General features: G+C 26.9%; 26 protein-coding genes and 1 pseudogene. 23 read left to right on the top strand and 4 right to left on the bottom strand.

Going from position 1 to position 21,843, the window contains the following annotated elements; all coding sequences use genetic code 4:
* Window positions 1-25 precede the first annotated feature (25 nt).
* From era to AACL22_RS01625, 7 genes are read left to right on the top strand one after another with little or no spacing between them, the layout of a single operon-like run.
* Window positions 26-919 (top strand): GTPase Era, encoded by an 894-nt coding sequence (era, locus tag AACL22_RS01655; protein WP_338989130.1) that lies wholly within the window; start codon window positions 26-28, stop codon window positions 917-919.
* Window position 920: 1 nt separating this feature from the next.
* Window positions 921-1,667: a DNA repair protein RecO gene (gene recO / locus AACL22_RS01650; protein WP_338989128.1), complete on the top strand. Its 747-nt coding sequence runs from the start codon at window positions 921-923 to the stop codon at window positions 1,665-1,667.
* Between the two features lie 43 nt (window positions 1,668-1,710).
* Window positions 1,711-3,078, top strand: coding sequence for a glycine--tRNA ligase (locus AACL22_RS01645; protein ID WP_338989126.1), 1,368 nt, complete (start codon window positions 1,711-1,713; stop codon window positions 3,076-3,078).
* Between the two features lie 18 nt (window positions 3,079-3,096).
* Window positions 3,097-4,977 (top strand): DNA primase, encoded by a 1,881-nt coding sequence (gene dnaG / locus AACL22_RS01640; protein WP_338989124.1) that lies wholly within the window; start codon window positions 3,097-3,099, stop codon window positions 4,975-4,977.
* Between the two features lie 5 nt (window positions 4,978-4,982).
* The gene (locus AACL22_RS01635) at window positions 4,983-6,320 is read left to right on the top strand and encodes a sigma-70 family RNA polymerase sigma factor (RefSeq protein WP_338989122.1); all 1,338 of its coding nucleotides are present in this window, start codon (window positions 4,983-4,985) and stop codon (window positions 6,318-6,320) included.
* A gap of 12 nt (window positions 6,321-6,332) precedes the next feature.
* A complete protein-coding gene (locus AACL22_RS01630; RefSeq protein WP_338989121.1) occupies window positions 6,333-6,995 on the top strand; it encodes a class I SAM-dependent methyltransferase in 663 nt (220 codons plus the stop codon).
* Window positions 6,995-7,738: a Nif3-like dinuclear metal center hexameric protein gene (locus AACL22_RS01625; protein ID WP_338989119.1), complete on the top strand. Its 744-nt coding sequence runs from the start codon at window positions 6,995-6,997 to the stop codon at window positions 7,736-7,738. Before AACL22_RS01630 ends, AACL22_RS01625 begins: the two co-directional genes overlap by 1 nt.
* Window positions 7,739-7,746: 8 nt before the next feature.
* Here the strand turns inward: AACL22_RS01625 and AACL22_RS01620 are convergent.
* Window positions 7,747-8,423, bottom strand: a pseudogene (locus AACL22_RS01620) (4-hydroxy-3-methylbut-2-enyl diphosphate reductase).
* Window positions 8,423-8,629 carry a hypothetical protein gene (locus AACL22_RS01615; protein WP_338989116.1) on the bottom strand — a complete coding sequence of 69 codons (207 nt, stop codon included), beginning with the start codon at window positions 8,627-8,629 and terminating at the stop codon, window positions 8,423-8,425. Before AACL22_RS01615 ends, AACL22_RS01620 begins: the two are co-directional and overlap by 1 nt.
* 288 nt (window positions 8,630-8,917) lie before the next feature.
* Here AACL22_RS01615 and AACL22_RS01610 point away from each other — a divergent pair, with 288 nt between their 5' ends.
* From AACL22_RS01610 to AACL22_RS01590, 5 genes are all read left to right on the top strand, one after another.
* Window positions 8,918-9,316, top strand: coding sequence for a hypothetical protein (locus tag AACL22_RS01610; protein WP_338989114.1), 399 nt, complete (start codon window positions 8,918-8,920; stop codon window positions 9,314-9,316).
* Window positions 9,317-9,534: 218 nt separating this feature from the next.
* Window positions 9,535-9,918 carry a hypothetical protein gene (locus tag AACL22_RS01605; protein ID WP_338989112.1) on the top strand — a complete coding sequence of 128 codons (384 nt, stop codon included), beginning with the start codon at window positions 9,535-9,537 and terminating at the stop codon, window positions 9,916-9,918.
* A gap of 321 nt (window positions 9,919-10,239) precedes the next feature.
* Window positions 10,240-11,622 carry a DEAD/DEAH box helicase gene (locus AACL22_RS01600; protein ID WP_338989110.1) on the top strand — a complete coding sequence of 461 codons (1,383 nt, stop codon included), beginning with the start codon at window positions 10,240-10,242 and terminating at the stop codon, window positions 11,620-11,622.
* Window positions 11,623-11,873: 251 nt separating this feature from the next.
* On the top strand, window positions 11,874-12,269 hold the full coding sequence (locus AACL22_RS01595; RefSeq protein ID WP_338989107.1) for a hypothetical protein: 396 nt from the start codon (window positions 11,874-11,876) through the stop codon (window positions 12,267-12,269).
* A gap of 164 nt (window positions 12,270-12,433) precedes the next feature.
* A complete protein-coding gene (locus AACL22_RS01590; RefSeq protein WP_338989106.1) occupies window positions 12,434-14,029 on the top strand; it encodes a multidrug transporter in 1,596 nt (531 codons plus the stop codon).
* Window positions 14,030-14,130: 101 nt separating this feature from the next.
* Here AACL22_RS01590 and AACL22_RS01585 read toward each other — a convergent pair whose 3' ends face one another.
* Window positions 14,131-15,246: a GNAT family N-acetyltransferase gene (locus tag AACL22_RS01585; RefSeq protein WP_338989104.1), complete on the bottom strand. Its 1,116-nt coding sequence runs from the start codon at window positions 15,244-15,246 to the stop codon at window positions 14,131-14,133.
* Between the two features lie 262 nt (window positions 15,247-15,508).
* Entirely contained in the window at window positions 15,509-15,871 is a 363-nt protein-coding gene (locus tag AACL22_RS01580; protein ID WP_338989102.1) for a hypothetical protein, read from the bottom strand.
* 822 nt (window positions 15,872-16,693) lie between these two features.
* Here AACL22_RS01580 and AACL22_RS01575 point away from each other — a divergent pair.
* The 11 genes from AACL22_RS01575 (at window position 16,694) to AACL22_RS01525 (ending at window position 21,818) form a co-directional block, all read left to right on the top strand.
* The gene (locus AACL22_RS01575) at window positions 16,694-16,978 is read left to right on the top strand and encodes a hypothetical protein (protein WP_338989100.1); all 285 of its coding nucleotides are present in this window, start codon (window positions 16,694-16,696) and stop codon (window positions 16,976-16,978) included.
* A gap of 9 nt (window positions 16,979-16,987) precedes the next feature.
* Entirely contained in the window at window positions 16,988-17,155 is a 168-nt protein-coding gene (locus tag AACL22_RS01570) for a hypothetical protein (protein ID WP_338989099.1), read from the top strand.
* A 13-nt stretch (window positions 17,156-17,168) separates the two neighbouring features.
* Window positions 17,169-17,342, top strand: a complete 174-nt coding sequence (locus AACL22_RS01565; protein WP_338989098.1) for a hypothetical protein — start codon at window positions 17,169-17,171, stop codon at window positions 17,340-17,342.
* Between the two features lies 1 nt (window position 17,343).
* Complete coding sequence (locus AACL22_RS01560; protein ID WP_338988699.1) at window positions 17,344-17,481, top strand: hypothetical protein; 138 nt, start codon at window positions 17,344-17,346, stop codon at window positions 17,479-17,481.
* A gap of 2 nt (window positions 17,482-17,483) precedes the next feature.
* Window positions 17,484-17,900, top strand: coding sequence for a single-stranded DNA-binding protein (locus AACL22_RS01555; protein WP_338989096.1), 417 nt, complete (start codon window positions 17,484-17,486; stop codon window positions 17,898-17,900).
* On the top strand, window positions 17,891-18,265 hold the full coding sequence (locus AACL22_RS01550) for a hypothetical protein (RefSeq protein WP_338989095.1): 375 nt from the start codon (window positions 17,891-17,893) through the stop codon (window positions 18,263-18,265). Before AACL22_RS01555 ends, AACL22_RS01550 begins: the two co-directional genes overlap by 10 nt.
* A gap of 735 nt (window positions 18,266-19,000) precedes the next feature.
* Window positions 19,001-19,285, top strand: coding sequence for a hypothetical protein (locus AACL22_RS01545; protein WP_338989094.1), 285 nt, complete (start codon window positions 19,001-19,003; stop codon window positions 19,283-19,285).
* A 44-nt stretch (window positions 19,286-19,329) separates the two neighbouring features.
* Complete coding sequence (locus tag AACL22_RS01540; RefSeq protein ID WP_338989093.1) at window positions 19,330-19,731, top strand: hypothetical protein; 402 nt, start codon at window positions 19,330-19,332, stop codon at window positions 19,729-19,731.
* 213 nt (window positions 19,732-19,944) lie between these two features.
* Window positions 19,945-20,103 (top strand): hypothetical protein, encoded by a 159-nt coding sequence (locus AACL22_RS01535; protein ID WP_338989005.1) that lies wholly within the window; start codon window positions 19,945-19,947, stop codon window positions 20,101-20,103.
* Between the two features lie 11 nt (window positions 20,104-20,114).
* Entirely contained in the window at window positions 20,115-20,573 is a 459-nt protein-coding gene (locus AACL22_RS01530) for a hypothetical protein (RefSeq protein WP_338989091.1), read from the top strand.
* Between the two features lie 18 nt (window positions 20,574-20,591).
* On the top strand, window positions 20,592-21,818 hold the full coding sequence (locus AACL22_RS01525; RefSeq protein ID WP_338989089.1) for a hypothetical protein: 1,227 nt from the start codon (window positions 20,592-20,594) through the stop codon (window positions 21,816-21,818).
* The last annotated feature ends 25 nt before the right edge of the window (window positions 21,819-21,843 follow it).

Genomic DNA, 21,843 nt, shown 5'->3' with positions numbered 1-21,843 from the left:
TTAGAATAATTAAGAGGTGAAGAAAATGGCAATTAAATCAGGTTTTGTTGCAATTGTGGGGCGACCAAATGTTGGTAAATCAACATTATTAAATACAATTTTAAATAATAAAGTAGCAATTGTAACAGCAAAGGCACAAACAACACGAAACCGTATTCAAGGGATTTATAATGATCAAGAATCACAAATTGTTTTTATGGATACCCCAGGCATTCATAAAGCTCATCATGAAATGGGGAAATTTATGAATAAAGTTGCTTTATCAGCAACAAAAGCAGCCGATGTTATTTTATTTTTAGCTCCAGCAAATGAACACATTGATGATAATGATCGTTATATTATCAGAGCACTACAAGAGCGCGCAATTCCAATTGTTTTAGTTGTAACAAAAATTGATTTAGTTTCCAAAGGTGATTTAATGGTAAAAATTGTTGAATGAGAAAAAATTCATCAGTTTACTGCTATCATTCCCGTTTCAGCCGTCAAACATAAAAATCTTGAAACATTATTAACTTTATTAAAAACACATTTAGCAGTAGGACCACAATATTATCCTGATGATATGTTAACTGATCAACCAGAAAAGTTTTTAATTCGTGAAATTATTCGTGAAAAAATTTTGTTGTTGACAGAAGATGAGATTCCGCATAGTGTTGCCATTTTAATTGATAAAATTGATGATCAATCACAGCTATTAAAAATTATGGCTTCAATTTGTGTTGAACGGGATTCGCAAAAAGGAATTATTATTGGGAAACAAGGCCGTTTAATTAAACAAATTGGAACGCAAGCCCGCTTAGAATTAGAACAAATTTTAGGAACAAAAATATTTTTAGAATTATTTGTTAAAGTAGTGGATAAATGACGGAATAAACCTTCAATGATTGCCCGTCTAGGTTATAACAAAGAAAGTTATTAAAATGATTCAAAAATTAACAGGAATGGTATTGCATAAACGACCTTATGATGATAACAGTGCAATTATTACGATTTTGTCACAAGAATTAGGAAAATTAGCTTTTTTTGCACCTGGGGTACAAAAAATTACATCAAAAAATCAGTATGCAGTACAATTCTTAGCAACAAGTGAATTTGAAATATTTTTATCATATCATAATAATAAGTTAAGTAAATTAAAGACAGGAAATTTATTAAAAACAAGAATTAAATTAGCACAAAATTATGATGATTATTTATTAGCAACATTAATTTGTGAAATTGCTGAGCAAGCGGTTGTTGACCGTCAAGCTGATAATGAATTGTACGAATTATTAACAACAACATTAGACAATTTAGTTGCATGAGAAGATAATTTAAGTATTGTAATTGCTTTTATGTTTCGTGCTTTAAAATGATATGGATTAGAATGAGACTTTACGATGTGTAAACGGTGTGGCAGCAAACAACACATTAAAACAATTAGTTTTCTTGAGGAAGGATATCTTTGTAAAAATTGTTTATTACCAAGAGATTATCTTTTTCCAATTGAATTAGTGAAAGTTTTTAATAGTAATTTTCATACTAATTTTTATTTTTACAATAAGATTAATATAAAAGCTTTAATAATATTATTTAAAATGCTATGTGAGTATTATTTAACAAAAGTTGGAATATTTTCGTGTAGTATTTATGAAATGCGACAAAAATCAATTTATTTTAAAGAATAACATAGTATAATTGAGGATAGAGAAATAAGAAGGAGTTACATTAATGCAATATACATTAGAAGAAGTTGTTAATCATTTAAAAACACAAGGTTTTGTTTTTCAAGGGAGTGAAATTTATGGTGGTTTAGCAAACAGCTGAGATTTTGGACCATTGGGGGTTGAATTAGAACGAAATTTAAAAAATTTATGATGACAACATTTTATTACAAAATCAAAATATAATGTTGGTCTTGATAGTGCTATTTTAATGAACAATAATGTTTGAAAAGCTTCTGGACATCTTGGTAATTTTGCTGACCCATTATTAGATTGTAAAAAATGTAAAACCCGAATGCGGGCAGATAAACTGATTGAAGATAATTATCCGAAATTAAATTGTGGTGGTTGAACTAATGAACAATTAGAGACTTTTATTACCGAAAAAAATATTTTATGTCCAAATTGTGGAGGGCATGATTTTACTGAAATTCGTCAGTTTGAATTAATGTTTAAAACAAACCAAGGTGTCATTGAAGATGAAAAATCAGTTGTTTATCTGCGACCAGAAACAGCACAAGGAATTTTTGTTAATTTTAAAAATGTTCAACGTTCTTTGCGAAAAAAATTACCTTTTGGTGTTGGTCAAATTGGAAAGTCATTTCGGAATGAAATTACCCCAGGAAATTTTATTTTTCGTACACGTGAATTTGAACAAATGGAATTAGAATTTTTTTATGATAGTAACGAAAAGATTGATTGATTTGAATATTGAGTTAAAGAAGTAACCAAGTTTTTAGAATTAATTGATTTAAAACCAGAAAACTATCATTTTCGTGAGCATAACGCTAATGAGTTAGCCCATTATGCAAAACGAACTATTGATATTGAATATAAGTTTCCGTTTGGCATAGGTGAATTATGAGGGATTGCTGACCGGGGGGATTATGATTTACGTCGTCACAGTGAAATGAGTAAAAATGATTTGTCGTATTTAAATCAAGAAACAAATGAAAAAATTATCCCGCATGTAATTGAACCATCGGTTGGTGTTGGGCGCTTGATGTTAGCGATTTTATATGATGCTTACCATGTTGAAAAAGTTGCTGATAATGAGACAAGAATTGTTTTAAAATTAAGCCCGTTATTAGCTTCATATCAAATTGCGGTGATTCCATTAAGTAAACAATTAAACAACGATGCTTATCAGTTATTTGAAAAACTCTTAGGTCGTTTTCAATGCACTTATGATGAAACAGGAAATATTGGAAAGCGTTATCGTCGTCAAGATGCGATTGGAACACCGTTTTGTGTAACAGTTGATTTTGACAGTCAAAAAGACCAAAAAGTTACAGTTCGTAATCGTGATACAATGAAACAAGAACGAGTGGCAATTGCTAATTTAGAAAGCTATTTTACCGCAACATTAAAATAATTAAAAGGAGTGAAAGGTATGGCATTAATTAGCAATGAAAAAATTGATTTAATTAAGTCAAAAGTAAATATTGTTACCGTAATGTCAGAATATTTATCGCTTGAAAAACGGGGTCGTAATTATTGAGCAGTTTGTCCGTTTCATCAAGATTCACATCCTTCAATGAGTATTTCACCAGAAAAGCAAATTTACCGTTGTTTTGCTTGTTCAGCTGGAGGCAATGTTTTTATTTTTTTACAAGAATATGAAAATATTAGTTTTATTGAAGCTTTAAAAAAAGTTGCGGTAATGGCCAATATTTCCTTAGATGAATTGACTACTTATCAAGAAAAACCAAAATATGATAAAAGTGAACAGTTAATTTTTGAAATTAATGCCTTAGCAAGCGCTTACTTTAGTAATAATTTAGAAACCAAAAAGGCTTATGATGCAAAGGAATATTTAACAAAGCGGAACATTAATAATACTGAAATTGAATTATTTCAGATTGGTTATGCTGAGAGTGGCTTTGATCATTTGTACCATTTTTTAATTAAAAAAGGATATTCAATTAATGATATTCAACAAGCGGGTTTAATTACAATTAAAAATGGCAAGGTGTATGATTATTTTAATAATCGTTTAATTTTTCCGATTAAAAATGAAGATAGTTATATTATTGGTTTTTCTGGACGAGTAATTAGGGTTACTAACCAGGTAGCAAAATATCTTAATACTTCTGAAACAAAGGTTTTTAAAAAAGAACAACTAATGTATAATATTCACCGGGCGAAACCGTTTATTCGCCAGCAAAATAATTTAATTTTACTTGAAGGATATATGGATGTTATTAGTTTAGAAAAATTAAATCTTAAAAATACCGTTGCTTTAATGGGAACTAATTTAAGTGAATATCATTTAAAAGAAATTAAAAGATTAACAAATGAGTGTTTAATTTTTTTAGACGGTGATAAGGCTGGAATTAATGCTAGTTTAAAAGCAGCAATTAAATTATTAAGTCATAATCTAAAAGTTAAAATTGTCTTGAATGAAACGCAACAAGACCCTGACGAATTAGTTAATAGTGGTCAGGGGGAATTAATTCATACAATGTTAGCAAATGCCCAACATCCAATTAATTTTGCTCTTGATTATTTTCAAAATAAATTTAATTTACAAGCAGCAAATGAATTAGAAGAATTTATTAATATTGTTGCACCTTTAATTAAAGCTAGTCCAAATCAATTGGAACAAGAATTAGCGGTTAATAATTTAGTTAAAATAACAGGAATATCTAAAGAAACAATTACAACAAAAATTGGACAAATTAAAACATATCAAAAAACAGTTTTTTCACCTGCTGTGTCAGAACCAATTCCTAATGGAACAAATGATAATAATTATCAGCAAAATCCGCCACCAAAGCTCAAACCACACCAAAGTAAGACTAGTGTAGTTAAAAATACAAAATATAAAATTAAAAATTTAAAACGATATCTTTTAGCAGAACAAAATATGGTTTTACAATTACTTGGTTCTCGAAAAGCAGCAGATTTTTATCAAAAAAAAATTGGAAATTTAAATTTTGATGGTTATCGTTTGTTAGCAAATGATATAATTACTTATTATAATGGACATTTGGGGGCAGAAAATGTTAAAATTAATATGTTGTGTCAAGAAATAAGTGATCCAAATTTTAAAAAAATATTAATGGATATTATTAATAAATCAACGATTAAAATTAAATATAATAGGAAAGAATTAGAAGACTATGCGCTCTTAATTGATGATTTTGCTAATGAAAAAGAGATTGCAATGCTATGAAATAAGTTAGAAAAAGCAAGTAATCTAATTGAACAACAGGCAATTTCAATGGAAATTGACAAGTTGAATCAACGATTAAAATTTAAAAAGAGGTAGAGAGAATGGGATTATCAAAAAAAGAAGTCAGAAATATGAAATCTTTTGATGAATTTAAAGAATATATTAATAAATATTTAGAAGAAAATAACAATGAGATTGAACAAGAAAAATTAATAACATTAATTAATGATCATTTTGAAGTTGATGATAATGATGTTAAAGAATATTTCGAAGAATTAGTTGCTAATGGTGTTGAATTTAGTGATATTAATTTAGAAGAGTTAGAAGAAAATGAAGTTCCTGAACCAGAAAAAGTAACGAAAAAACAACCAGATGAAAAATTACGTTACAAAGTTGGTGGAATTTCAAATGAAACAAAAATTCAAGATATTATTAAAGCTTACTTTAATATTTTGGGAACAAGTAAGATTTTAACTCGTGAGGAAGAAATTAAATATGCTAAAATGTTAGAATCATCTGATCCAGAAGAAAGACGTTTTGGACGGGATAAATTAATTACTTCTAACTTGAAGTTAGTTGTTTCAGTTGCTCGTAAACATTTAAACCGGGGATTAGATTTTTCAGATTTAATTGAAGAAGGGAACATTGGGTTAATGAAAGCTGTTGATAAGTTTGATTATAAGCGTGGTTTTAAATTTTCAACATATGCTACATGATGAATTAGACAAGCAACAACCCGGGCAATTGCTGATCAAGCGCGAACAATTCGGATTCCTGTTCATATGGTTGAAACAATTAATAAGTTAACAAGAATTGAACGGCAATTAACACAAGAGTTAGGACGCGAACCAAGTTACAATGAAATTGCTGAAAAAATGGGGCAAGGAATGGTTGGCGAAAAAGTTCGTGAAATTAAGAGACTATCAATTGAACCAGTTTCATTAGAAAAACCAATTGGTGATGAGGATGATACTCATTTTGGTGATTTTGTTGATGATAAAGATATTTTTACACCGGATGAATATGCTGAAAAAGAATCATTACGAGAAGTAATTGATGAAGTTTTCCATGAAATTTTATCAGCACGAGAAGAAAAAGTAATTAGAATGCGGTTTGGACTTTTACCAACAAAGTTACGAACAGTATTACGGTTAGCAAAAGAATGTGAAGATGAAACTTTCCCCGAATTAGTTCAAACAGTTAAAGCTCTTGATATTCATTATGATACACCAATTGAAAAAGTACAAAGTCAAAAAAATGCTTTAATTGATAAGCATTTATCAAAATATGATTCACCAAAAACATTAGAAGAAGTAGGCAAAGAATTTAAAGTAACACGTGAACGAATTCGCCAAATTGAAGCAAAAACAATTCGTAAGTTTAAGCCAAACCAAGCTAATTCGAAAGCAAAAGTATTAAAAGACTTTTTTAAAGGATAGGGGTTTAAAAAAATGGATAGATTATCAGAACGTTTATTATTAATTGCCAAACAAGTTAATGAAAAAGACATTATTTGTGATATTGGGACAGATCATGCAATGATTCCAATTTATTTAGCAAAAGGAAATTTAATTACCAAAGCTTATGCATGCGACATTGCAGCACAACCCTTAGCCCAAGCGAAAAAAAATATTGCAAAATATCATACTGAAGAACTTATTACCCCAATTTTAGCAGATGGTTTAACAGGAGTTTCGGACATTAAGATTGATACATGTATTATTTCAGGATTAGGGAGTACAACAATTTTAACCATTTTGCAACGAGATTCTGATTTAATTGATCGTTATATTTTATGTCCTAATGATGATCCATTTTTATTACGAAAATGAATTAAAAAACATAAGTACTTTATTGAAAAAGAATTATTAATTAAGGAAAATGATATTATTTATGAGATTATTGCTGTTAATAAAACTGCTGGTCAAAAAGTCAAAAATAAAAAAGACTTATACTTCGGTCCTTATCTTCGCAAAGAACATAGTAAACTTTTTCAAGAGAAATGATTGTTAAAAAATGATTATTATTTAACATTGTTAAACAAGATTCCTGCAAACACTAAGCGCTATCAAGAAGTTAAAGCAAAACTAAAAATGATTAATAAGATGATATAATGTTAATTAAAAAATTATATCAAGAAATTGAAACTGATTTTTCATTAAAAGCAGCTTGTAAGTGAGATTATAGTGGTCATCAATATGGAAACAAAAATCATTTTGTAGCAAAAATTATGGTTAGTTTAGATTTAACAAGCGAAGTAATTACAGCAGCAGTCGCTAAGCAAATTAATGTTATTATTACTCATCATCCTTTTTGTTTTGGCAAGAAAAAAAGAATTCAACAGATTCCTTACAAACGAGCAATTATTGATCTTCTTAATAAACATCAGATAACTGTTTATGCTTTACACACAAATTATGATGGTTTAATGAATGAATTGATTTTACAAGAATTAAATCCCCAAAAAATTGTTCCCTTTGATGATGATTTAACAATGATTGGGTATGTCAGTTTAACAGCTGATGAAATTATTACGAAATTAAAAGCAATTTTTAAAATTATAACTGTGCAGCACAATTTATCGACGTTAGAGCAACCTATTAAAACAGTTGCCTTATCAGCAGGAGCGGCAGGTGATGTGATTGCAAAAATTAACCAAAATATTGACCTGTTTATTACTGGGGAAGTAAAATGAGATCAATGAGTATTAGCAAATGAAAAACAATTAGCAGTTATTTGCTTCAACCATTATATGGAAGATTTTTTTACTGCTGCTTTTGCTGGATACTTAACCCGAAAGTTTCCAACTTTAACAATAATTCCATATCATATCAAAAATATTATTAACTATCGTTAATAATATTTTTATATTTGCTCTAAATAACGAATTACTTCTAACTGAATGATGCTAGGTGTTGATGCCCCCGCAGTAACAGCAACACAGGTTTTATTTGTCAACCAAGTTGCTTGAATATCATTTTTATCATTAATACGATATGATTCAATCCCAATTTGTTCGCCCATTGCAACTAGCTTTAAGGTGTTACTACTTCGTTCATCACCAACAACAAGTAAAAGGTCAATTGTTGTTGGATCTAAATTTAGAACAGCATTTTGTCGTTCTAATGTTGCATTACATAAATCATTTTTAAAAAGAATTTCATTTGGAACAAGGGTTTTAATTTTTTCACAATTGCTTCAATATCAATTTTAGAAAGGGTTGTTTGGTTTGTAATTAAAATCTTTTTAGTTGGGTCAAGATTAGGCAAAATGTTATCAACTTCTTGTTCTGTTGTCACAAGATTGATGCTTGGACTAAGCGCTAACATTGCATTTGTTTCTGGATGAAAGTGTTTTCCAATAAAAATAATTTGATAATTAGGTTTTACTAAATATTCCTTAATTAAATTTTTCGTGATAGTTACTCATTCACATTCAGTATCAACAAGTGTAATGTTTTTCTGTGCTGCGACATCTTTAATCCGGTCATCACTACCATGTGCACTTAAAATCACAACAGCATTATTTGGTAGTGTTTGCATTAGCGCAAGGCGATTAAGTTTAAAATCGTTGACCGGAAAATAACACCTAAATTAACAATTTCATCAATAACATGTTTATTATGGACAAGATAACCTAACATATAAATTTGCCGTCCAGCATATTTGACAGCAGCTTCTTTTGCTCATTTAATTGACTTGACAACACCAAGACAATAACCACGAGGTGTCACTTTTACAACTTTCATTTTTTCACCAATCCATTTTTATCTACTTATATAATATCATAATTAAAAATCTCTTTTATCATTTTAAAATAATATCTTAAACTTATTTATTAATCAAACTAAATTTGATATAATTAAATCGTCTATTTTAAGTAAAAATTTTATCTTTTTCTTAAAATATTACAATTATCTTAAATACTAAATTCAATTTGGGATAAAAAAATATTTAATGCAAAAAACTAATGATTAATGCTATTTTAACATTAGCAACCAACATTGGTTTGATTTCATTATGAAAGGAGATTGAGTATGCCAGTAAGCTTGAAAGCTAAAAACAAAAAGGTGCCCCAGTCGAAAAAACCAGTAGCAAAAAATGCGACAGAAGAAAAATGATTATTCATTAAATCACAAGCAGTTATTGATTCAACTTCAGCTATGAAAAGATCAATCGATCGTTCATTAGGAGATGTTTATACAAAAACAGCAGCGGATTATCGGGCAAAAGATGGAAGTGCCATTACTACTGCAATTACAGCAGAAAGACTAATTGCAGAACGTTTAGGAAAAACAGCAACTCAACGAAAAGCAATTGAAGTGCAAAATAAAAAGAAGGCCACTCAAATGTTAAATTCAAAGGATAACAAAAAACCTGCTAAAAAAGCAGCAGCAAAAAAACCTTTGAAAAAAGTAGGGACAAAAAATAAGTAATGTTAACAATAACTAGATTTTCTAGTTATTGTTTTATTTAAAATTTTTATTAATATTTTTCCTGTTTTTATAAAATAGAAAAATAAGATTAAGAATTTTAAATAATAAGGACTATAATATAAAAGAAAAGAGGTTGGATCATGAAATCATTTGGCAAGTGAAGTATAGCTTTAATATAAATTATTGTATTAATTATTTTAGTTTTAGCCTTAGTTTTTTTGGGAATATATTATGATGATTATTATTGAAAAGAAAAAGGATTACCAGTTAATATTAATGATATTAAAACATTTCATGGTAATGGTTATCAGTTAATAGGTCACTTGGGAATTGACAAATTAATGCGATTAGTATTTTCGGGATCATTTATTTGAGGATATTCAAATATTATTGTACCTGATGGTGGGCGAGGAATTGATTTAATGACATGGTTGCACCAACCGGGTAATGTTAATAATAGTGGAGTGATTCAATGACCCCAAAATTATGAATTAGAAGCCGGAACAAATTTTGCAGAAGTAGTTGGTAGTCTATTAATTGTGTTATTAGTGGCGGTTCCCGTTTTAATCTTAATTGGAATATATGTTACAAAAAAATGATAAAAGCAATGACACATCCTTATTCAATTGAATATTTAGACACACAGAAAAAATTGAAAAAAACAATAAAACAAGCTAGAAAAGCACTGAGGACATGAAACATCCACAACATTAGCACGAGAACAAGAACGATGAGCTAATTTAATTGTTAATGCTGAAACAGATTTTCTTAAAAAAGAAGAACTTTTTAAAGCTCAGGATAATAAAAAACCAGTTGTGAAAAAATTAGTAACTACCGGTAAAAAAAGTTATATAATGAAATTAGCAATAATTTCATTTTTTAAATATGTTATAATTTGGAAGGTGAAAAAAGGGGGTTAAATTATGAGTAATTTTAATCAATTTGGTTTTAAGCGGTTTTTAAATTTAGGCCTTGCTGAATTAAAATTTGTTGAACCAACTATTGTGCAAGAAAAAGTAATGCCATTATTATTAAAACATCAAAATGTTATATGTAAGGCACATACAGGAACTGGAAAAACATTTGCGTTTTGTTTACCAATTTTAAATAATATAAATTATGAGCAAGCAAAAATTCAATCTATTATTGTAACCCCAACCCGTGAATTAGCAAAACAAATTTATGATAATATTCGTTTTTTAAAAAAATTTGAACCAAATTTACAAGTTAATTATTTTATTGGTGGCGAAGATATTAAACGTCAAATTGAACAATTGCAACGAATCCAATCCCACATTATTATTGCTACTCCAACGCGACTAAAAGATTTGTTTGAACAACAAAGCCTAAATTTAGGTAAATTAACAACTTTTATTATTGATGAATGTGATATGCTTTTTGATTTAGGTTTTATTGAAAATGTTGATTATATTTTGAGCAAAGTGAATCCTAATGTTCAAGTATCTGTTTTTTCTGCAACAATTCCGCCTGAGTTAAAACCTTTTTTAATCAAGTATTTAAAAAATCCACATTATTTAGATTTAAATGCCAATCAAATAACAAATCAAAACATTACACATATTTTAATTCCAACAAAACATCAAGAGCGAGAAACAATTTTATTAAAACTTTTAAAAACATTTGATCCATATTTATGTTTAATTTTTGTTAATAAAAAAACAGATATTAATAAGTATTATGATTTGTTATTAGAACATAATTATTCTGTCATCCAATTACATGCTAGATTAGAACCACGATTACGAACACAAGTTGTTAAACGAATTCGAAATTTAGAATATAAGTATGTTATTGCCAGTGATATTGCAGCGCGTGGAATTGATTTTATTGGTGTTAGTCATGTTATTTCAATTGATTTACCAAATGATTTAGAATATTATATTCATCGTAGTGGTCGTACTGGGCGGGCAAATTATACTGGCTATAGTTATGTTCTTTATGATACAAAAAATTTAAATTTAGTGCAACAATTAATGACAAAAGGAATTATTTTTAAAACAAAGAAATGAAATCAACAAGGAGAATTGGTTGAAACAGTTCTTAGTGATGATAAGCCTAAAAAACATTCTTCTCTTGCAGTTGAGAATGAAATTAATAAAATTATTCATCGTTATAAAACAAAAGATAATAATAAAAAAATTAAACCTGGTTATAAGAAAAAACGGAAAGCGGAAATTGATGAATTTAAAAAACAAGTTCGTCGGAGTCACATTAAAGAATCAATTAAAAAAATTAAAAAAGAAAAAGCAAGAGAACGGGCAAATAAATTATTTAATAAAGATTAAAAAGAAAACTTAATGTTTTTTGTTAATGTTAATTTTTTTAAAACAAGAAACAAAAGTCTTTTTTTTTTTTTTTTTTGTATAATTATCTTGTAGTTTTTAAAATTACAAAATATATTATGAAATTAATGAAATAGGAGGAAAATTATGACTCATAATGAAACAGTCGAAGCAACACAAGGAAAAAAAGTGGATTTAAATAAAAAGATAGTTCATTTTTTTCATTAAAAATGTTTCGTTATACTTTAATTAAAATGTTAAAAGCACCATCAACATGAGTGATGTTTGTTTTAACATTAGTAGTAGGAATAATTATGGTTTTATCATTAGCTTTAGGAATAAGAGATGTTGCTAGTGGAGACTATATTGATGCTGCTAAATCATTATTTACTATTTATTCATGGATTTGATATATGTTATACTTTGGGTTAACATCAATGTTTATTGGTTTTAAAGCGGTACAGTTAATTCGTGATGAAATTGATAATGGAACATATTATTTTTTTTATCAATTCCAATCTCACGAACAAGAAGGCGTCCTGTACAATGAACCGGCAAAAAACAATTCTTGTGAGATTGTTTTTTGCCGGTTCATTGTACAGGACGCCAAATATTATCGAAATTTACGATCGTGTTGTTTTTTCAGTTAATAAAAATTTTGGTAAAGCAAGTGCATTAAGTAATTAATGTTTAAAAACCTTAGTAAAATAATTTTTTTGAGCTATAATTATAACGAAGATTATTAATGTAGTTTTAAAATTACTTTACATCGTAAGGTTTTTTTATTTTTTTTATTAGGGGGGAGGAAATTAATTTGTCAGAAGTTTTAACAGGTCGTGAAAAAAAATTACGGTTTGAAAAACCTTGAAAAACAATAGCATACTTTTGTGTTCCAACTGTTTTCTTAATGATTGTTCAAGGGTTATACAATATTGTTGATAAAAGTTTAGCATTATCATTTGCCGCACCTGATTTAATTCATGATCAATTTTATATTGATGCATATAATCGGTTAAAAAATATTAGTGTTACAGAAATTCCTTTAGCTGATATGCGGTCATTTATTAATGTTGCAACTCAATATGCTTCACAAACATATAACTTACAATGGTCGTTTAATATTATGATTGGAATGGGTTGTGCAATGAATTTTTCAATTGCTTATGGGCAACGTGATATTCCAAGTATGCGTCGAATTGCAGGAAATGGTTTTTCATTAACAGTTCTTTTTTCAATCATCGTCGCATTTGCAATTTTTTGTATTGTATTTCCGGGATGAAACGCTATATTTATTACTTCTCAAATGGGAAAACATTATAATCCAATTACAGAAAGTTTATGTTGAGAATATTCATTTCCAATGTTAGCAGCAGCACCAATGATGTTTTTAAGTTATTATTTTATGTCGTTAATTCGTAGTGAAGGACGAATGAAATGAGTAATAATTATGATTTTAAGTTCATTATTAATTAATGCTGCAGCGGCCATTTTCTTTATGAGAGTTTGTCATCTTGGAATGTCAGGAGCAATGTTGGGGACAGTTTTTTCTTGAACAGTACAAGTAATTTGAGGATTTATTATTGTTTTTAAAACAAAAAATAGTTATTCAAAATTTTACTGAAATGACTTATTCCAAATTGAAGGAAAAAATATTGCTAATTTTACTAAAGCAGGATTACCAAATTTTATTAATAATGCTGCTTTAGTCGTTACATCTTATGTTGCAACATCCCTTGTTGTTCAGTTACCAAACCAAGAATATCATAATGGGGTTGCTGTTTTGCAGGAACTTTATTCTTCAATTGTGCCATGAATGACATTAGTATTATCAGCAGGGGTTGGTGTTACACAAGGGGCTCGTAGTATTATTGCTTATAATTATGGGGCAAAAAAGAATGCTCGAATTTGAGAAGTTTTAAAACGGGTTAGTTTATTAATTATTATTTGATTTTGTTTAATGTTAATTGTCTTTATTATTTTTGGAAAAGATATGATGATGTTATTTGCTTTTCCTGAAAAATATGCAACGAAATATCGTTGATGAATTGTTTTAAACTTTATGACTTATCCATTTTGTTCATTAACTTATATTGCTTTAACGTTGTTTCAAGGAATTAATCGTTCCTTTTTAGCAACATTTACAAGTAGTTTACGTTCAATTGTTGTAATTTTACCATTAATTGGAATTGGTTTTGGCGTTAGTCAAGCAACTGGAAATCCAATTTTCTATTATGTCTTTATTGGTTTAAATGATTTAATTTCAGCAGCAATTATTATTCCAATTTTAGTTTACTACTGAAGAAAATATCGTAGCAAATTAGTTGATGAACCTGATCCATATTTTAATGAATATCAAGAAGATTTACGAACTAAAAAAGTTTTAAAAGTGAAACATCAACAAAAAAAATAACAAGGTTTGAATAACTAAAATAGACACATAAAATTAATTTTATGTGTCTATTTTATTGAATATTATTTGTTATTGATTATAAGATAAATTTATAAGATAAATTAATTATTATCATCTCTTTCAACTAAAATTACTCATTTATCTTTTATTGAAAAACTATAACAGTTTTGGTGATAATTGTTAATAGCAAAATCATTTAATTCTTTAAAAGCCATTAAATATTTATTATCAGTAATTTCTTTATTACATTTCTTACAACTAAAATTATTTATCATTTGATTAATTGCTGTTTGGTTCATTGTTTGAAGATGTTTAATCTTACCACGACTAATTTTGGTTGCATTTTGACTTAAATTAGTGCTTTTTGTTTTTGTAATGTATTCACTTAAATATAAGTTAATTGGACGAAATCCTAATTTGCGATAAACATTATATCCTTGTGATGTTGCAATCAACCCAACCAAATCGTAACCTTGATTATAAACACGATTAATTAAATGATTCATCATTAGTTTTGCTAATCCTTGTTGGCGAAAATTTTGATGAGTTGAAATATCATCAATAATTGCAATATCTTTTTCAAAGTAAATATTTCCAGTTGCTGCAGGAAGATCATTTTTATATAATAAATCAATTTCAGCGGTATCTTTATTTTTATTTAATTTTAATAAAGTTTTATAAAATGCATAATCTCAACTTTTTGGTCCCATTGCACTTTCAAGAATTTTACTAAAATCATTTAATCGTTTATTATCATTAACACGTCGAAATTTAAGATTTTTATCAACTTTTAATTTTACTTTTTTTCATTTTGTTAAATCAAGTACCATTCCAACTAAAATTTCATTTTGAATAAATCCTAATGATTCAAAAAAAGCTTGTTCTTTTTCATCAATTTGTTCACCAATGGTATATCATAAAAAGTCTAAGTCATTATCAACATAGTCTTTTACTAACTCTTTAACACGTGTAGCATCTTCTTGGTAATCTAATTGGGTACTAATTGCAATGGTATATGTTTTATCATCATCGTTGCTAATATCGGTCATATAAATTTCATTTTCAGTATCAATTAATTCATTTCGAATTCGTTTATCTTGAAAGGGATTGGTCATATAACGGACAAAATTTTGTGCTAATTTTGTTGCCTCATACTCACCTTTAATTCGAAACATTCGCTTAATTTTCGGATTCTGTCGATACTTTTTTTGTTTCATTTTTTCATCCACCTTAAATTATATATATTATATCGTGTTTTTAAGGAAACTAATATTAAAATATGTTGATTTTAAAAATAAATTTAATAAAGATTAGGGAGTGTTGCATATAAACGGGGGTATTACTTAATTTATTTAAAAACAAGAAACTTTTTTCTTTTATAAAAACATAATAACACAAAAAAAATAAAAATACAAAAAATAATTTCATATTTTAACATACTAAAAAATAGTTTAAAAACTAAAATTAAATTATTTTAAATTAACTAAAATTAAATCTCATAATTTTTAAATCCAAAATATTTTTAAATGTTGAAAATGAAAATGTTTTATTCCCATATCCCAAACAAGATTTTACAACTCTTGAAACATCACTTTCAGCAGATACGCCAATATTTCACTCTTTATTTTGATTTAAAATACCATTTTTTAAATTAATAAAATACCTTAATTTAATTCTTTCATTCTGCAATAATTTTAAAAAAGTTATAAATTCGTCGTATTTTCCTTGTAAAAATAATTCCTTTGCGTGTAAATAATTTTTAAAGGATTCTTTACTACGATTACCACAATATATATTATTCTTTAATTCTCTTATTGCATGAAATCTATCAAATATAAACATACCATCAAAAATTTTAGCAGTTTTTTTAATTCATTTAGCACTATCCCCACCAATAATTAATTTAATATTTTCATAATTTTTAAAAAATTTTTAAATTTGTTTTTTAATAAATAAAGCATTAAATTCTGCTCCTCGAGCTTTCTTATTAAGAAAAAAATAACAATATTTTTTATTTAAAGATTTATTATTTTCTTTTCCAGTATTAAATGAAATTATTCTAACAGTTTGCAAATAAGATTTATTATTTTTATTTCGTATAATGTACGATGAAGTAGGACAAAATGTCAACTCTTATTAAAGAGTTAATTTTTTTATTTAAAAATTAACTTTAAAAATTAAATATGTTGGTTCTACAATTATTTAATTTTACAATTACATATTTTTTAGTGGAAGGTTCCCCAACATGGCATTTTGTCAGTAAAGAAACCAATAGAACTGTTAACTTGTTTTTTTGCGATTTTGTAAATTAATGACTTTGATTAAGATAAACAGATAATGCTGTATTCATAACTATTAATTGCAAGAATAAAAATAAAATCGTGTGCGTAGAGGTTGATTAACTTTTAAGAACTGGGCAAGGATTTCTTAATTAATCTACTAGTGGGGACTTGATGAGGAGGTACTTAATACTACAAGTAACTACAAAATGTAGAACATTGTAGTACTTTGTAGTTAATTGTAAATGTTAACACCGCCACCGCTCACCCGCAGTGAAGCGGATGGCGTAGTAAATAAATGATAAATACTTATATAACTAATTCTCGCTTGGCACTTTCACTCGGGAGTGAGTGCCAGCGAGTTAAAACTAGGAGGAAAAAATAAATGACAGAATATAAAAGTAAATATATTAATAAAACTTGAAATGAAATAACAACATCATTTTATTGAGTTAATTGTCAACCTATTAATTGTCGTATTTCACATCATAAAAAACATTATGATTTGCAATGTTTAGAATGAGCCAAAATGTACTTAAATTTATTTAAAGATAAATGAGATGTTATTGCTTCTTATATGCAATATTACAAAATTAACGATATTTTAGATTTAGCTTCTGATGGTTGAAAAATATTGCAATTTAAGAAAAAAATCAAAGGAATAATTTAGGAGGTATATATGAAAAAGTTAAATAAAATTTGTATTAAAAAAAGATATTGAGGTTATTGTTTTCATAAAGAATGCAATCAAGAAAATAAATTAAGTGAATTAATGCTTAAAAGTTATTCAGTATCATTTGAAGATATTACAGATGAACATTGAGCATTAAATACTAAAAAGAATTAGGAGGAATTAAATTATGAATAAAAGATACTTATTGGTAATGAAAAGTAAATATAGTAATTTTAAAACGAGCTGTTTTTATACATTAGAAGAAGCAAAAACTACTGCTAATGTTGAAAATCAACAAGAATGATTAACAACTATTATTGATTTAGAAAATGAAAATATTAAATGACAAGGATGTGAATAATATGTGAAAAGATGAAAATGGCAAAGTTTATACCGAAGAAGATTTATTTAATGAAGCATTAGAAGAATGTCATTCAGAAGAAAGTGCTTATGAATATATTGATACTTTAATTATGGAAAAGAATTTGGAGGAAATTTAATAATGAATAAATTTATTGGAATTGGTATAACAACAAAAGATATTGAAATTAAGAAAACAAGTAATGGAAAAGAATATACTATTTTTAATTTAGCAATTACTCGCCCATATTCAAAACAAAAAGAAACTGATTTTATTCCTTGTCAAGTTTGAAATAAACAAGCAATTACTTTACAAAAATATTGTCAAAAAGGTAGTCAAATAGCAATTACTGGTGTTTTACAATCTTTTAAAAATAAAGATAATAAAACTGAATGAATAGTTCAAGTATCTAATTATGAATTTTTACATACAAATAATGATTTAAAAAAATCTGATAAACCACAAGAAAAAATAGAATTTAATTCATCTGAGACAAAAGAATTATTTAATAATGATAATCAAAATATTGGTAATGATGAAACAATTTTATGAGATTAGATTTAAAACCTTTATATATTTTTAATGATGAATTACATAAGTATAGTATTTTAATACCTAGTGTAAGTAAAATTGTTAATATTTTAGTGCCAAAAGATTTTTCACAAATTGATGAGAATATTTTAAAATTAGCACAAAATCGTGGAATATGTTTACATAATATGATTGATGTTTGAATAAAAAATAATTTTGATGATGAATTAATTGAATTTATTGATTGTGAAATAAAATCACATCGTGAATTATTTAAAAATTTTACAAAAGGCGTCCTGTACGATGAACCGGCAAAAAACAACTCTTGTGAGATTGTTTTTTTTATTTTTATATTAAAAAACATAAATTTATTTGCATTATTCATCGGATAGTATCTTTAAATTTAGAACTTTTATCATAAAAAAACAGATTAAATTCTGTTTTCCCTACACAAAATAAACAATATTTTTATAAATCCTTTCAATAAAGGTATTATCCGATGAATAATGCGGCACTTAAAATTTAATATTTTGATGCTTAAAGATGAATAACTCATCTATGGCACGAAGCCTTAAAGAAAGTGTGAAAGCGATTGGATTTACTACTCCTATTTATTTCTTTAATTCTCGGCAAGATTAATCACTTGCGAAATGTCAGAGCGCGTGTTTTTTGCTTGTTTTCATAAAAAGAGTGCTGTTAAACCGAAAAAACAATATCGGACACTAAAAAAACAAGAGGGTTGGAACTCCAAAAGGTTATTTTCTTTATATAAAGTTGTCTAGGGATGGATGAAGCGTAATTAATAACTGGGTAAACTGTTTCTTTGTTTATTTCCGTATGGGGGTAAACTCTATCAAAATATCTTATCCCGCCCCCGCTTCACTTTGAAGGTGAGCGGGGGCGAAGTAATTAAATACTAAAATAAATTATTTACTAAATATCAAAATATTAACCAATAAAGGAATATTATGTTTTTTTACAGAAAGGAAAATATTTGATGAAAAAATGAAATAAAAAAATTAAAAATAAATTGCAAGAATTAATGATACGAGCTTATCTAGTAACGGTAAATGATATTAATGATGAAATTTGAGCAACAAATAAAAATAATTAAGGAGTATAGATAAATGACAGAATATAAAAGTTTGTATATTAATAAAACTTGAAATGAAATAACAACGTCATTTGATTGAGTTAATTGTCAGCCTGTTAATTGTCGTATTTCACATCATAAAAAGCATTATGATTTGCAATGTTTAGAATGAGCCAAAATGTACTTAATTTTATTTGAAAATAATTGAGATGTAATTGCTTCTTATATGCAACATTACAAAATTAACGATATTTTAGATTTAGCATCCGATGGATGAAAAATATTACAAATTGACAAAAAAATAAAACAAATAAATTAAAATATATTATTGCAATTGACCCTGCTGGAATTGGATAAACTGGTATGATTATTTATAATGTTTTGCAAAAGAAAATAATTAATAATATTACTTTTAATTCTAAAAATGAAGAAGAAGCAATAAATAATATGTATTTAATATTAAATGAGTTTAAAAATAAAATTTGTTCTTATTTAAATAAAGTTATTGTAATAATTGAAGATTATCAACTTAATAAAGGTTTAAAAATAAAAAATCCATTAGCTACTCCTAAATTTATTGGTGGTTTAAAAGTTTTATGTAAATATCTATTTAATTTAAATTATGTTTTACAATCGCCAGTTGTTAAGAAAAATTATATTTATAAAGGAAATATTAAAATGACAGAGCACGAACACGATGCTTGAAAACATTTACAATATTTTATAACAGAAGGAGTTGATAAAAATGGCACAAACAAAAAGTAATTTACTTAAAAAATCAATAACTAATAAATCTAAAATAAAAAAGTTAATAAATTAGAATTAACTGTTAGATTACATGAAAACCCAATTAAAACTAAAATTAAGGCACTGGTTGCTGGTGGTGTTGAAGTTGATGCTTGTTCTGCGAAATGTCAGTGAGAAGGATTAAATTACTCAACATTATCAATTTATAATCCGTCAGTTGTATCTGCTTTTTTGAAATTAAAAAAAGATGATGAGATAAAAATTAAAGGCTCAGTATTTAATCAGTTAAATATAAAAACTAAACGCTATTTTTTATCTTTTCGAGTCGATAGTTTCGAAATTATACAAAAAGCGATTAGAAAAAGAACAAATACAAATATTAAAAAATAGGAGGAAAAACAATGGCATTAAAAAATGTAAAATTTGTTCTTATTGATAAAAATAATGAACCTATTAAAAATGAAGATGGTAGTTTAGATATTAAAACTGCTGAAATTATTTTAGAAAATACTGTTGAAGTTGAAGAATTTAATGCAAGTAATTTAGAAAATAGTAATCAACAAATCAACGAACTACAAACAAAAAATACTGAATTAACTTCACAAATTGAAGAACAAACAATTCAATTAAAACAAATTGAAGTAATTGATTTTATTAATTCTTTAACTGATAATGAAGATTTTAAAAATGTTTTATTAAAATCTTATGATATTACTGATGATATTGAAATCATTAAAGCACAATTGCAGAGTGTTTATGATGAATTAATTAAGGTACAAACAGTTAATACTGGTGGCGTACCAAAATCAGAAAATAAAGAAAACAATATTTTAGATACAGACAATGTATTTAATAAATAAGAAAGAAGGTATAAAATTATGGCACAAAATCCACAAAGAATATTCGGCGATATTGTTAATCAAGCAACACAAAAAGATTGTGAATCATTTGACCAATGATATTTACAAACTTATCAACAAAAATTTAGCTGAGAGGCATTATTTGCGTGAAAAGAAGCAAATAAGTTTGGTTTAACATATAAAAGAAAGAAAAATATTAAATATAATGAAGGTATAGGAAAAGATAAAAAAGTATTTAATACTGATGACAGTCTTTTAAACTATACTGAAGTAAAGTTTGAAGATGGAACAGTTGAATTAGATACAATTTTAACTTTTGCTCGTAAATTAGACCCCGTAGAAAGTGATTTTAATCCCAATCTTTGGGCGGCTGATATTGAGCAAGCAATGGATACTGAAGTTGCTTATAAACGCAATAAAATTTTAGAAATTATTAATAAAGGAACTGTTACAACTATTCAAGGACAAAAATCAGATGATACAAATGCTTTACAAATCCACGATGAAATTATGGATAAAATATATGAAAATGGCTTTACCCCATCAGAAACAGTTGTCTTGGGTTCGGCTGATTTTATTCGTGGAATTCGTAATAAATTACAGTTACAACTTGGCGCAAATGACCAAATAAATAGCGTAATTGAAACAAGTGGAGCAATGAAAACTGTTGAAGGAACAACATATTATATGGTTCCTAAAAAATTACCAATTATTAATAAAGATGGTTCAGAAGGAACAATTGAATTATTACCAAACGGAGTTAATGCAATTGCCTTTAAATTTAGTAAAAAATATGATCCTCTTATTTTACGCAAAAAAGACCATACTCCGCTAAGGGTTAGTGCTGCTGCGTTAGGTACTGGAATGGGTAATACTTTAATTATGGAAAGAGTTTTATATTTAGGTGGAGCAGTAGTTGAACCTAAAGGAATTATTAAACATATTGTTACAAAAATTGATATTAGTAAAATTAATAAATTAGATAAACCAACTATTCATGTTGTAAATCCAACACAAACAACAGCAGAACAGTTAAAACCACAATTTAAAGATGTTGTTTTAAAAGCAGTTAAAGCCGTAAATAGTTCTTTAACTGAAAGTGATTTTGATTACTTTATTGAAAGTAAAGGTGAAGATTGACCAATTAATATTACAAATGATAAAACTGTTTCTGTTCAAATTGAAGGTAAAAACAACGCTACTGGTCAAACATCTCCGATTGATGTTAAAATTAAAAATTCTTAATAGTACTAAAAAATAGTACTTTTTC

The organism is Spiroplasma endosymbiont of Seladonia tumulorum (assembly GCF_964020235.1).
GTDB lineage: Bacteria > Bacillota_I > Bacilli_A > Mycoplasmatales > Mycoplasmataceae > Spiroplasma.
Note: the sequence above shows the minus strand (reverse complement) of the source record. Positions and strands in the feature narration are given on the sequence as shown.